Source organism: Brevundimonas sp. GW456-12-10-14-LB3, from assembly GCF_059424365.1.
Window position 1 is genome coordinate 1 of the sequence record NZ_JBWKZJ010000055.1, and the last position, 13,104, is coordinate 13,104.

The 13,104-nt window shown below is 67.4% G+C and carries 9 protein-coding genes; 6 read left to right on the plus strand and 3 right to left on the minus strand.

Translation table 11 applies throughout. The features are described 5' to 3' along the window. Positions 1-68 precede the first annotated feature (68 nt). A complete protein-coding gene (locus AC07XS_RS15090; protein WP_182715102.1) occupies positions 69-614 on the minus strand; it encodes a hemerythrin domain-containing protein in 546 nt (181 codons plus the stop codon). Positions 615-788: 174 nt separating this feature from the next. Here AC07XS_RS15090 and AC07XS_RS15095 point away from each other — a divergent pair, with 174 nt between their 5' ends. The 3 genes from AC07XS_RS15095 to adhP all read left to right on the plus strand — a co-directional run bounded on the left by AC07XS_RS15095 (position 789) and on the right by adhP (position 4,594). Beyond that, positions 789-1,757 carry a GAF domain-containing protein gene (locus tag AC07XS_RS15095; RefSeq protein ID WP_182715101.1) on the plus strand — a complete coding sequence of 323 codons (969 nt, stop codon included), beginning with the start codon at positions 789-791 and terminating at the stop codon, positions 1,755-1,757. 146 nt (positions 1,758-1,903) lie between these two features. Next, the gene (exaC, locus tag AC07XS_RS15100) at positions 1,904-3,421 is read left to right on the plus strand and encodes an acetaldehyde dehydrogenase ExaC (protein ID WP_182715100.1); all 1,518 of its coding nucleotides are present in this window, start codon (positions 1,904-1,906) and stop codon (positions 3,419-3,421) included. Positions 3,422-3,562: 141 nt separating this feature from the next. Further along, the gene (adhP, locus tag AC07XS_RS15105) at positions 3,563-4,594 is read left to right on the plus strand and encodes an alcohol dehydrogenase AdhP (RefSeq protein WP_182715099.1); all 1,032 of its coding nucleotides are present in this window, start codon (positions 3,563-3,565) and stop codon (positions 4,592-4,594) included. A 14-nt stretch (positions 4,595-4,608) separates the two neighbouring features. Here adhP and AC07XS_RS15110 read toward each other — a convergent pair whose 3' ends face one another. Continuing rightward, complete coding sequence (locus tag AC07XS_RS15110; RefSeq protein ID WP_182715098.1) at positions 4,609-5,385, minus strand: DeoR/GlpR family DNA-binding transcription regulator; 777 nt, start codon at positions 5,383-5,385, stop codon at positions 4,609-4,611. A gap of 145 nt (positions 5,386-5,530) precedes the next feature. Between AC07XS_RS15110 and AC07XS_RS15115 the strand changes: the two genes are divergently transcribed. Next, positions 5,531-8,182 carry a TonB-dependent receptor gene (locus AC07XS_RS15115; protein ID WP_182715097.1) on the plus strand — a complete coding sequence of 884 codons (2,652 nt, stop codon included), beginning with the start codon at positions 5,531-5,533 and terminating at the stop codon, positions 8,180-8,182. A gap of 78 nt (positions 8,183-8,260) precedes the next feature. Next, on the plus strand, positions 8,261-10,075 hold the full coding sequence (locus AC07XS_RS15120) for a phosphocholine-specific phospholipase C (protein ID WP_054764831.1): 1,815 nt from the start codon (positions 8,261-8,263) through the stop codon (positions 10,073-10,075). 42 nt (positions 10,076-10,117) lie between these two features. On the opposite strand, the gene AC07XS_RS15125 is transcribed toward AC07XS_RS15120, so the two are convergent. Then, complete coding sequence (locus AC07XS_RS15125; protein ID WP_227976049.1) at positions 10,118-11,335, minus strand: sensor histidine kinase; 1,218 nt, start codon at positions 11,333-11,335, stop codon at positions 10,118-10,120. 712 nt (positions 11,336-12,047) lie between these two features. Between AC07XS_RS15125 and AC07XS_RS15130 the strand changes: the two genes are divergently transcribed. Beyond that, positions 12,048-13,104, plus strand: a 1,057-nt coding sequence (locus AC07XS_RS15130) for a HAMP domain-containing methyl-accepting chemotaxis protein (protein ID WP_182715096.1), incomplete at its 3' end; no start/stop codon positions are given.

The window sequence follows — 13,104 nt, forward strand, 5'->3', positions numbered from 1 at the left end:
CGCCCAGCCCGCCCTGGGCCAGACCCGAGGCGGCCGAATCGCGGCTGTGGTCGCGGTCGCTCATCGGATCAGGCGGCCTGACGCGCCGAGGCGCCGGTGTAGCGTTCATATTCCTCGCTATAGCGGTCGGTCAGCCGCGCCTGATCCTCGCCCTTCTGCTTCAGGGTGATGAACCAGCCCTTCTCCTCCTCGTACATATGGGTCAGGACGGCGCCTTCGATATGCTCCCACTTGTCCAGCCAGGCGGTGTTGGAAGGGGCGATGTTCTCCAGCTCGGCCATCTGCGCCTTGGCGGTGGTCTGTTCCAGATAGGCGTGGGCGGCGTGCATCTTCTCGCCGGCCTGTCCCAGGGCGGGGTAGAGGACCAGCTCCTCGGCGATCGAATGGCCGTTCAGCACCAGGGCCAGGGCCTTGAGGGCCGCCTGGCGGTCGGCCGCCGACTTCACCTGGCGTCCGCGGGCGAAGGCGGCGCGGATCTCGTCGTGATGGTCCAGAACCAGCGACAGCCAGTCGCCGGGCGCGGCGGCCGCGCGCGCCTGGGCTGTGGCTTCGGCGCGGGCCTCTTCGCCGGGTTGGGGGGTTACGGCGGCCAAGGCCTTGTCGATGATGGACATTCGGGTCTCCTGCGATGCGGAGACAAGGCCGGGGATCAGCAGGCGGTTCCCAATGTCGTCTTTCCAACCTGAAGCTGACCGGGCCGCGAGGCGGGGAGGGGGACCAAGGTCGGATTGACGCGGAGGCTTTGCAGGCGTCTGATCTGCGGACTGCCGATCTTTCGGAGGTCGCCCATGAGCCTGCGGTCCCAGACCGATCACGCCAGCCTGATCCAGCAGGCGCTGGACGAGGGCGCCGGCGCGCGCTCCGCCCTGGCGGCGTCCTGGCGTCGGTCCATGACCCTCTACGGCCTCGATCCGGTGCGGGCCGGCGCGGTGGAGACGATCTCCGAACAGGCGCTGCAGGACGCCCGTCAGGCGATGGAGCCGATGACCCGCGCGGCCGAAGGGGTTCTGGACCGGCTGTTTCTGGCGGTCGGCGGGGTCGGCTGCTGCGTCCTGCTGACCAACGCCGAAGGGGTGCCGGTGGAGCGGCGCGGGGCGGCGGCGGACGACGAGACCTTTCATCGTTGGGGCCTGTGGCCGGGCGCGGTCTGGTCCGAGGCGCATGAGGGCACCAACGGCATCGGCACGGCCCTGGCCGAACACCGTCCCGTCATCATTCACCGCGACCAGCATTTCCACGCCCGCAACACCGGCCTGAGCTGCGTCACCCATCCGATCCACGACCCCTTCGGCCGGCTGGCCGGGGCGCTGGACGTCTCGTCCTGCCGGGCGGATGCGACCGAGGCCATACTGGGTCTGATCTCGGCCGCCGTGGCCGACGCCGCCCGGTCGATCGAGGCCCAGGCCTTCCGTCAGACCTTCTGCGACGCCCGCATCGTCCTGGCCGGAAGCGCGGGCGAACGGAATGCGGCGGCCCTGCTGGCCGTGGATCGCGACGATCTGGTGATCGGGGCGACGCGGGCGGCGCGCCTGTCCCTGTCGATCACCGACGAACGGATCGCCGCCCAGCTGCCGGCCTCGGACCTTCTGACGCCCGGCGCGGCCGAGGCGGACCTGTTGGAGGCGGAACGGGGCGCGGTGCGCCGGGCCCTGGCGCGCAGCGGAGGCAATGTCTCGGCCGCCGCCCGCCTGTTGGGCATCAGCCGCGCCACCCTGCACCGCAAGCTGCACCGGCTGGGTCTGAACGACGCCCAGTAACAGCCTCCTGTAATCTGTCGCAAATCTGCGACAGGTTTGCGCCGCATCATGAACCGGGCTTCTGGCGCGGCGGGCCTTGCGGACCGAGTTTGCCTCAAACGACGCCGGACAATCGGCGCCCGAGGAAACCGCAAGGAGACGCACTCGTGACCAAGCCCGAATTCGCCCGCGCCGCGACGCCCAAGTTCAAGACGCGCTATGACAACTTCATCGGCGGCCGCTGGGTCGCCCCCGTCAACGGCCGGTATTTCGAGAACACCTCCCCGGTGAACGGCCGCGTCCTGTGCGAGGTCGCACGCTCGGACGCGGCCGACGTCGAGCTGGCCCTGGACGCCGCCCACGCGGCGAAGGACGCCTGGGGCAAGACCAGCGTCGCCGAACGCGCCGTGATCCTGAACAAGATCGCCGACCGGATCGAAGCCAACCTCCAGGCCGTGGCCGAGGCCGAAACCTGGGACAACGGCAAGCCGGTGCGCGAGACTCTGGCCGCCGACATTCCGCTGGCGATCGACCACTTCCGCTATTTCGCCGGCTGCATCCGCGCCCAGGAAGGCGGGATCTCGGAACTGGACCACGATACGGTCGCCTATCACTTCCATGAGCCGCTGGGCGTGGTCGGTCAGATCATCCCGTGGAACTTCCCGATCCTGATGGCCGCCTGGAAGATCGCCCCGGCCCTGGCGGCGGGCAACTGCATCGTCATGAAGCCGGCGGAACAGACCCCGGCCTCGATCCTGGTGGTCGTCGAACTGATCCAGGACCTCTTGCCCGCCGGCGTGCTGAACATCGTCTCCGGCACGGGCGCCGAGGTGGGCGAGCCCCTGGCCACCAATCCGCGCATCGCCAAGATCGCCTTCACCGGCTCGACGGCCGTCGGCCAGAAGATCATGGAATATGCGACCCGGAACATCATTCCGGTGACGCTGGAGCTGGGCGGCAAGTCGCCGAACATCTTCTTCAAGGACGTGATGGACGCCGACGACGCCTTCCTGGACAAGGCGCTGGAAGGCTTTGCGATGTTCGCCCTGAACCAGGGCGAGGTCTGCACCTGCCCCAGCCGCGCCCTGATCCAAGAAGACATCTATGAGGCCTTCATCGAGAAGGCCATCGCCCGGGTCGAGGCCATCGTCCAGGGCGACCCGCTGGACCCCGCGACCATGATCGGCGCCCAGGCCTCGGACCAGCAGCTGAAGAAGATCCTGAGCTATCTGAAGATCGGCCGCGAAGAGGGCGCCCAGGTCCTGACCGGGGGCGACCAGGCCCAGCTTCAGGACGATCTGGCCGGCGGCTACTACGTCAAGCCGACGGTGTTCAAAGGCACGAACGACATGCGGATCTTCCAGGAGGAAATCTTCGGTCCCGTCCTGGCCGTGACCACCTTCAAGACCTTCGAAGAGGCGATGGAGATCGCCAACGACACCGAATACGGCCTGGGCGCCGGGGTGTGGTCGCGCGACATGAACACCGCCTATCGCGCTGGCCGCGCCATCCAGGCCGGGCGGGTCTGGACCAACTGCTATCACCAGTATCCGGCCCACGCGGCCTTCGGCGGCTACAAGAAGTCGGGCATCGGCCGTGAAAACCACCGGATGATGCTGGATCACTATCAGCAGACCAAGAACCTTCTGGTCAGCTACAGCCCGAACAAGCTGGGCTTCTTCTGATCTGCATCAAGGATGGCCGGCTCCGGATCGGCCATCCTCCGATCGCTCTCTGATCCGTCTGTCCGGAGAGCGGCTCCCAGGCGGGCGGGCCGGTGTCCTGCTTCCGGTCCGCCCGTTCCCCCTTCTGATCGAGGATGAACCATGGCCAAAACCATGAAGGCCGCCGTCGTGCGCGAATTCGGCAAGCCCCTGGTGATCGAGGATGCGCCGATCCCCACCCCCGGACCCGGCATGATCCAGGTGAAGGTCGTCGCCAGCGGCGTCTGCCACACCGATCTGCACGCCGCCGAGGGCGACTGGCCGGTCAAGCCCAATCCGCCCTTCATTCCGGGCCACGAAGGCGTCGGCTACGTCTCGGGCGTCGGCGCCGGCGTGAAACACGTCAAGGAGGGCGACCGCGTCGGGGTGCCCTGGCTCTATTCCGCCTGCGGCCATTGCAAACACTGCCTCGGCGGGTGGGAGACCCTGTGCCACGAGCAGCAGAACACCGGCTATTCGGTGAACGGCGGATTCGCCGAATATGTGGTGGCGGACCCGAACTTCGTCGGCCATCTGCCCGATAACATCGGCTTTGAAGAGATCGCGCCGATCCTGTGCGCCGGCGTCACCGTCTATAAGGGGCTGAAGGTGACGGAGACCAAGCCCGGCGACTGGGTGGTGATCTCGGGCGTCGGCGGCCTGGGCCATCTGGCGGTGCAATACGCCAAGGCCATGGGGATGAACGTCGCGGCCGTCGATATCGACGACGCCAAGCTGGATCTGGCGCGGCGTCTGGGCGCCTCGGTGACGGTCAACGCCAAGACCTCTGACGACCCCGCCGCCGAGATCAAGCGTCAGACTGACGGCGGCGCCCAGGGGGTGCTGGTCACCGCCGTCTCGCCCAAGGCCTTCGAACAGGCCCTGGGCATGACGGCGCGCGGAGCCACGGTCGCCCTGAACGGCCTGCCGCCCGGAGACTTCCCGCTGTCGATCTTCGACATGGTGCTGAACGGCACGACGGTGCGCGGCTCGATCGTCGGCACCCGGCTGGACCTTCAGGAGGCGCTGGACTTCGCCGCCCAGGGCAAGGTCAAGTCCACCATCGCCGTGGAGCCCCTGGACAACATCAACGACATCTTCACCCGGATGCACAGGGGCCAGATCGAGGGCCGGATCGTCATGTCGATCGACTGATCGGCCGGCGCGGATCAGGCGATCCGCACCTCGACCCCGCCGTCGCGCGCCGCCGCCGCGACGGCGGCGGGGGGCGGCTGGTCCGTGATGATCATGGCCACCTGGGACCAGTCCGCCGCCTGGGCGCGGCCCGCCGCCCCGAATTTGGAGGCGTCCGTCAGACAGACCGCCTTGCGCGCATTGGGCAGCACCGCCCGGGCATAGGCCGCCTCTTCCGGCTCGTGATCGAGAAAGCCGTGCGCGGCGTCGATGGCGACGATGGAGAAGAAGGCCAGGTCCGGCACGAACCGGTTGGCGTAGGCGGCGGCGTCCGCATCGAAACTGGCCCGATAGGCGGGGTTGACCGCCCCGCCCGCCAGGAAGATCCGGGCGTCCGACAGGGCCGCCAGCTCTCCCGCCGTCTCCAGACTGTTGGTCACGACCGTCAGATCGCGCACGGAGGCGATCCGGCGCGCCAGCCAGAAGACGGTGGTGCTGGAATCCAGCAGCAGGGTCATGCCTGGTTCGACCAACTCGGCCGCGCGGGCCGCGATCCGCTTCTTGGCCTCGGCGTTGATGTTCAGTCTCTGCCGCCACGGCGCCTCGGCGCGGCGATCAGGCAGGCGGACGCCGCCGTGCACCTTTCGCACCGCCCCTTCCTGCTCCAGCCGTCGGATGTCGCGGCGGATCGTCTCCTCGGACACATCAAAGGCCGTCGCCAGATCGGCGATCGAACAGGCGCCCTGATCGGCCAGGGCGGACAATAGGGCTTCGAGCCGTGCGGACTGATTCAACGCCGTGCCTTGGGTCATGCAACTCGTGTGACATGTGGCGCCTGTCTTCGTCAAAATCCACACAAAAACACAAAATGCCACAATAGTTCACATCGATGTCACAGGTCCGGCGTAGATCGTTCGAAGACGGCTCAGCGCCGTCCAACCGTCAGGGGATGTCATCATGGTTCTTTCAAACACGCGCTTTTGCGCGCGCGCCCTGCTGTGCGGCGCAGCGCTCGCAGCGATCCTGCCCGCCGCCGCCTTGGCTCAAACCGCGCCGGCGCAAGGCGGGACGGCGGACGCCGCCAACCTCGCCGACATCATCGTGACCGGTTCGCGCAGCGCCACCCGCCGCGCCGAGACCGAGCAGCGCCAGGCCGACATCGTTTCGGAAGTCATCTCCGCCGATGAGCTGCTGACCATCCCGTCCACCAGCGTGGCGGCGGCGCTGAAGCGTCTGCCGGGCGTCAGCACCGTCAACGACCGCGGCACGGGCGACGCCCGCTACGTCAGCATTCGCGGCCTGGACAGCGCCCTGAACGTCTACACGATGAACGGCGTGCGCCTGGCGACCTCGGGCCGCGACAACCGCGCCGTGGCCCTGGACCTGCTGCCGCCCGACGGCCTGGACACGGTGCGGGTGGTCAAGAGCGTGACCCCGGATCTGGACGGCGACGCGGTCGGCGGCACCATCGACTTCCGCCTGCCCAGCCCCTTCGACTTCGGCGACGGCATGGCCAGCCTTTCGGTCCGCGCCAGCCGGGAAAACATCGCGGACAAGACGGCGACCGACCTGACCGGCGCCTTCTCGACCTTCCTCGATTCCGACCGGACCCTGGGCCTTTACGGCGTGGTCTTCCATACCGAACGGACCATTACGGGCGAGCGCAACGAGAACATCAGCTACAACACCAGCTGGCGTCCGAACGGCGTCCTGCCGGATAGCGACACCGTCCTGTCGGAAGACACCCCCCTGCGTCTGGTCTCGCACGGCCTGGACCGGTTCGTGAACGACATCGACCGCACCGGCGGCAACTTCACCCTGGAATACCGCCCGACGTCGGATGACGAACTGCACCTGCGCGGCCTGTACTCCCAGTGGAAGAACGATCAGCTGCACGACTATATCGACGTCAAGACAGGTCAGGACGACAAGGGCGCCATCAACAGCTTCTCGTCCCTGATGGGCGCCGAGGTGAAGCAGGAGGACAACCGCTTGGGCGTGCTGAACCTGGGCGGCCGCCACGTCCGCAGCGCCTTCGAGCTGGACTACGACATCGCCTATACCTACGGCCGGACCGAGACGCCGAACCAGTGGTATATGGAATATGTCACGGACGGCAGCCTGCCGATCTACAGCACCCCGATCGGCTTCGACGCTTCGGACAGCAAACACCCGACCTGGGTGATGAGCGAGGCCCAGTCCTCGGCCATGCTGAACCCGGCCAATCTGAAGTTCGACTACGCCGAACTGTATCGCCGGATCTCCGAAGACTCTCAGGCCTACGCCGCCGTCAATCTGGCCTGGTCTCCGGAAGACAAGGGCGTGCTGAAGACCGTCAAGGGCGGCTTCCGCTTCCGCCGGTCGCAACGGGATTATGATCAGCAGCAGGACGTCGACAGCGGCACGCGCGACATTCCGGGTCTGGCTGGCGGCTCGCCCCTGTCGGACCACAGCGACCTGATCGCGGGCGCGATCGATCATTTCGACGACGACCACTATCGCGGCCTGACGCGCTTCGGCACGATCCTGGAGATGAACCGCGTCCTGGCCGTGCTGCAAGCCGCGCCGCGCGTGACGGACGACGAATACCCCTGGAACCTGAACGACTCCTCGGGCCGCGAGACCAGCTACAGCGGCTACGCCATGGCGGTGCTGGAACGGGGCGCCTGGTCGGCCACGGCCGGGGCGCGGGTGGAGCGGACCGACATCCACAACGAGGCCCTGGTCACGACCGAGGACGCCGTCACCGGCGTGGTCACGCGCGAGTTCGGCGGCGCCACCGGCACGACCGAGGCCAGCTACACCCAGGTCCTGCCCAGCCTGCACGTCGACTGGCGTCCGAACGCGGACTGGACCGTGCGCGCCGCCGTCTGGACCTCCTTCGCCCGTCCCAACTTCACGGACATCTCCAAGGGGATCAACATCGAGTCCAACGGTCCGCGGATCGTCTCGATCTCCAAGGGCAACCCCGATCTGAAGCCGGCTGAGGCGCTGAACTTCGATCTGGGCGTCCAGTACGCCGGCGACCAGGGCTTCCTGTCCGCCGGCCTGTTCCGCAAGGAGATCGACAACTTCATCTATCAGTCGGCCGGATCGCAGGTGATGGTCGGCGCCGACGGCGTGCCGATCACCACCTCGGCCAACGGCAAGGACGCCACCATCTGGGGCGTCGAGCTTGCGGGGCGCCGCGACCTGATCGCCGGCTTCTCGGCCTGGGCCAACTACACCTACCAGCCCAGCAAGGCCGATCCCGGCATCGCCTGGCGCGAAGGCGTCGAGGTGGGGCTGCCGAATGCGCCCAAGGTCCTGGGCAACGTCGGCCTGAGCTACAAGCGCGACCGCTTCGACGCCGACCTGGGCTACAGCTATCGCGGCCGCTACATCGCCACCCTGCGCGCCAATGCGCTGGATGAATACATCCAGCCCCAGGCGACGCTGGACTTCGGCGCCCGCTTCCAGCTGACCGACCAGCTGGTGCTCAGCGCCTATGGCGAAAACCTGACGGGCGAGGCCGGATACTGGGCCACGCGCGGCAAGTCGGAACGCTACACCATCGGCTATCAGACCGCCCCGCGCATGCTGGGTCTGGGCCTGACCTGGCGTCACTGAGGCGTTCGCCCTCATCGTCGCAAACCTGTCGCCCGCGCCGGTCATAAGATCGGCGCGGGCCTTGTTCGGAAACATCTGATGTCTGTCGATCGGCGATCTCTTCTGGCGGGCGGCCTTGCAGGCGGCTTGGGCGCGGTCTTGGCGGCGGGGCTTCCGGCCTCATTGGCGCGGGCCCTGTCCATTCCCGCCGACGTTCGCAAGGGCACGATCGAGGACGTGGCCCATGTGGTGATCCTGATGCAGGAGAACCGCAGCTTCGACCACTATTTCGGCGCCCTGGCCGGGGTGCGGGGCTTTGGCGATCCCCATCCCATTCCCGTCGCACCCGGCGCCGACGGCGCCCCGCGCGACGTCTGGACCCAGGTGGACCGCACGGTCCAGCCCCCGGCCGAGGTCGGTCCCTTCCACCTGGCGACGACCGCCGACTTCGACCTGATGCGGATGGAGGGGACGCCCCACCACTGGCCCGACGCCCAGGCGGCCTGGGACCAGGGGCGTATGGCCCATTGGCCCGAGGCCAAGACCCAGCGCGCCCTGGGCTATTATCGGCGCGAGGACATCCCGTTCCAATACGCCATGGCTGAGGCCTTCACCCTGTGCGACGCCTATCACTGCTCGGTCCAGACGGGGACCAACACCAACCGCCTGTTCCTGTTCAGCGGGACGAACGACCCGCACGGCCGCGCCGGCGGCCCGGTCATCGACAATGTCGACGACGATCTGAACAAGCCCGACGCCGACCAGCCCCGCTATGACTGGACCACCTATGCCGAGCGGCTTCAGGCGGCGGGGATCGACTGGCGCCACTATCAGAATCTGGCCGACAATTTCGGCGACAACCCGGTCCAGAACTTCATGGCCTATCGCCGCGCCTGGCGTGGCGAGCCGGGTTCGGACCCGGCGCTGAAGGAACGGGCCCTGTCCACCCGCGATCTGGATCAGCTGAAGGCCGACGTCCTGGCCGGTCGGCTGCCGCAGGTGTCGTGGATCATCGGCACGGCCGAGGGGTCCGAACATCCCGGCCCGTCCAGCCCGGCCCAGGGGGCGGACTATATGTCTCGCGTCATCGACGCCCTGACCGCCGATCCCGCCGTCTGGGCGCGGACGGTGCTGTTCATCAATTTCGATGAGAACGACGGCTTCTTCGACCACGTCCCGCCGCCCGCCCCGCCGTCGCCCGACGCCGATGCGCCCGGCGGTTTCGCCGGCGCCTCCACCGTCTCGACCGAGGGGGAATACCACCGCCTGCCGGCGCCCGGCGCCGACGGGGACGAGGCCCAGTTCCGGGGGCGGCCCTACGGCCTGGGGCCGCGGGTGCCCATGTATGTGCTGTCGCCCTGGTCGCGCGGCGGTTTCGTCCATTCGGAGGTGGCCGACCACACCTCGGTGATCCGGTTCCTGGAGCGTCGCTTCGGGGTGATGGAGCCGAACATTTCGCCCTGGCGACGGGCGGTGTGCAGCGACCTGACGACCGCCTTCGACTTCGCCACGCCGAACCAGACGCCTTTCGTCGATCGCCTGCCCGAGACCGCAGAGGTCCGCGCGCGGGCGGCCGCCATTCCCGAACAGCCGTCGCCGACCGCTCCGGTCCGGCCGGCGCGCCCGGTGCAGGAGCCGGGCCAGAGGCCCATGCGCCCGCATCGCTATCGGCTTCAGGCCCATTGCGACGTCGATGCGGCGGCGGCGCGCGCGGAACTCACCTTCGTGTCGCAGGGGGATCTGGCCGCGGTCTTCCATGTCTATGACCGGTTGCACCTGGATCGGCTGCCCCGGCGCTACACGGTGGGGGCGGGCGGACGGTTGACGGGCGCCTGGGACCTGTCGGCCGACGGCGGACGCTACGACCTGTGGGTGTTGGGACCGGCCGGCTTCCACGCCCATTTCGTCGGCTGAGGTTCTCAACCGACGCGCGCCGCTTTCCGGTTGGGGGCGGTCCTAACTCAGGCGGGAAAAGACGGCGCCCGGGCCGATCGGCGCCCGGCTGACCACCGCGGCCCCGCCGCTGGAGGCGCGCCTCAGCAGGAGCAAGTCGTCGCTCCGGTTCGATTCGGCGGGGCGGGGCGCTTCGGTCAAGGTCTCGTCGGCCAGGTTGAAGGCGAAGGCCGCCCCACCCAAGGGGCTGGGCGTCAGGGCCAGGGTTCCGCCGTGGGCCTCCACCAGGGTGCGGCAGATCGACAAACCCAGGCCCATGCCGCCGGGCTTGCTGCTGGCCAGGGGCTCGAACAATTTGCCGGCCATGTCAGGGGCGACGCCGGGGCCGTTGTCGGCGACCGACAGCTGGTAGCCGCCGTCGACCGGGCCGCCCGCAATCTCAATGCGGCGGCGCTTGCCGTTCTCCGGGGCGTCGAGCGCATTGCGGATCAGATTGATCAGGACCTGCTGAATCTGCACGCGGTCGCACCAGGCCGTATCCGCCGGGTCCAGCCGCACCTGTATGTCCGCCCTCGTCCCCCCTGCGTGCATCCTGAGGATCGGCAGGATTTCCTTGACCACCTCCGACACATTTTCCCGAACCCGAGGACCGGATTCGTGACGCATCATCTGGCGCAGGCGGCGAATGATGGCTGTCGCCCGGTCGATCTGGCCCTTGGCGGCGATCAGCGCCTGAGGGAGGTCGTCCGCAGCCTCCGGCCGGGCCTCCGCCATCCGCCGGGCCGCCTCCAGAAAGTTCGCGGCGGCGGACAGGGGTTGGCTCAGATCATGGGCCGCCATCGAGGCCACTTCGCCCAGCGAGTTCAGCCGCCAATTGTACATGATCTGAAGCCGCAGATCCTGGACGGCGGTCTCGGCGGCGACCCGGGCGGACACGTCCTGAATGAACAGGGTGGCGCAGTCGCAGGTCTTGTGGGTGAAGCGGGTGGCCTGGATCTCGACGAAGGCGTCTTCGCCGTCGGCGCGACGCGCTTGCCAGATGGGGGCCTGGCCCGACGGATCGCGGCGGCCATTGAAGGCCTGGGCCGCCTCGGGGGTGGCGACGTCGTCCAGATTAAAGCCTTCAAACAGGGCGTCGATGCTCAGGGACGGATCGTCCAAAACGGCGCCGAACAGCTGTTGAGCCGCCGGATTATGGTTGCGGACACGGCCGGTCCGATCGACGGCCACGATCGCCATCGGCGCGCCGACAAAGACGCTGCTCGCCAGCGAATCTTCCAACAGCTTTCCTCCTCCTTCGACGCCGGCCCGCTTCTCGATGGTCGAGTCCTGGTCACCATTGAGAATAGATGCCTTGCGTCTCTGTGCAATGGATTACGACCTTGGTCGATGATCGGATTACTGATGAGAATCAGACGCAGACTTATTGACGTTTGCGGTCTTTGGTCCGACGGTATCTTTCGCTCGGCAAGAGCATGATCGTTTCGGACGGAACCGCATAGCGGTTCCGACAGAAGCGTGAATCATGCTCTCGCTTTAATCTGGAGCCTGATTCACCGTTTCAGCGGAACCGCGTAGCGGTTCCTCCTCAACGGATCAGGCTCTAGGAGCGAGGCGGTCGGCGCCGCCGAAGGCCGTCCGTCCGCTACCTGGGTCTATGGCGAACACTCAGGGCTGCATGGTTAGCCTTGCACGATCAGGGCGCGGCCCAGCCTCTTTGCGCGGTTTTCAGTATAGTTGCTGCGCTAAGTACAACCCCCTAACCCAGGGTTGAAGCCGGTTTAACCATGCAAGCTAATGATGCTTCTGGTTGTGTGGCTAAGGCTGCGGAAGGGGACTGAGATGACTGTTACTATTTCGACCAAGAGGGGGCGTTGCGCGCCCCCGGCGAGGTCTGACCTGACCGCACTTCGCCCCTTCTTCAATTTTCAGGACGCCCCATGGCCGGTCGCGTCCCTCGCCCACCCCTAACCGGCCATTGCGGAGAGAGATCATGCGTTTCACCATAAAGGCCAAGCTGGCCGTAACCTTCGGCCTGTTGATCCTGGCCCTCGTCGGCATCGTCGCCCTGTCGATCAGCCGGCTGGGGACGTTAAACCAATCCATCACCGAACTGATCGAGGGGCCGGCGGCGCAGCTGAGCCGCGCCCAGAGTGTGGACGCCGAGTTCGGCGGCGTGGTGCGGCGCGAACGCGGCATGGTGCTGGCGACCGACCCCGCACAGGTTCGGACCTTTTCGGAAGAGGCGAAACAGGCTGCAGGACGCCTTGAAGATCAGCTGAACCAGGCCCTCGCCGCCGCCTCGCCCGAGGCCAAGGGCGATTGGACCAAGCTGGCCGACACCTGGGCCCAGTACAAGCTGATCAGCAACGAGGTTCATCGTCTGGCCCTGGCGAACGACAAGGCCGGCGCCGGCGCCCTGATGCTGAACGAGGCCCGGACCTTGGCGGCCGAACTGGAGAAGTCCACCCACCGCATCGTTGAAATCGACAGGGAGAAGATGAAGGAGGCCGAGGCGGCCACCACAACCGTCTTCGAAAACGCCCGAACCGGCCTGATCATCACCGCCGTGGCGGCGGTTCTGGTGGCCCTGGGCGGCTGCACCCTGGTGTCCTTCATCATCAAGCGGGGTCTGCATCGCGCCAATGAGGCGGTCCGCGCCGTGGCCGAGGGGGATCTGACCAGGACGGTCGCCGTCACCACCCGCGATGAGATCGGCGACATGCTGGGCAATCTGAACACCATGATCGAACGGCTGCGCGGCGTGGTGTCCGACGCCCTGTCGGCCGCCGACAATGTGTCGTCCGGCAGCCAGGAACTGTCTTCGACGTCCGAACAGATGAGCCAGGGCGCCACAGAACAGGCGGCGGCGGCGGAACAGGTCTCCTCTTCGATGGAGCAGATGGCCGCCAACATCAAACAGAACGCCGACAACGCCGCCCAGACCGAGAAGATCTCGCGCCAGTCGGCCAAGGACGCTGAGGCCAGCGGCGAGGCGGTCAACCGCGCCGTGGACGCCATGCGCACCATCGCCGACAAGATCGGCATCG

Coding starts and splice junctions, on each gene's coding strand:
- AC07XS_RS15090 (WP_182715102.1), bottom strand. CDS start 614: ATGTCCATCATCGACAAGGCCTTGGCCGCCGTAACCCCCCAACCCGGC.
- AC07XS_RS15095 (WP_182715101.1), top strand. CDS start 789: ATGAGCCTGCGGTCCCAGACCGATCACGCCAGCCTGATCCAGCAGGCG.
- adhP (WP_182715099.1), top strand. CDS start 3,563: ATGGCCAAAACCATGAAGGCCGCCGTCGTGCGCGAATTCGGCAAGCCC.
- AC07XS_RS15110 (WP_182715098.1), bottom strand. CDS start 5,385: ATGACCCAAGGCACGGCGTTGAATCAGTCCGCACGGCTCGAAGCCCTA.
- AC07XS_RS15115 (WP_182715097.1), top strand. CDS start 5,531: ATGGTTCTTTCAAACACGCGCTTTTGCGCGCGCGCCCTGCTGTGCGGC.
- AC07XS_RS15120 (WP_054764831.1), top strand. CDS start 8,261: ATGTCTGTCGATCGGCGATCTCTTCTGGCGGGCGGCCTTGCAGGCGGC.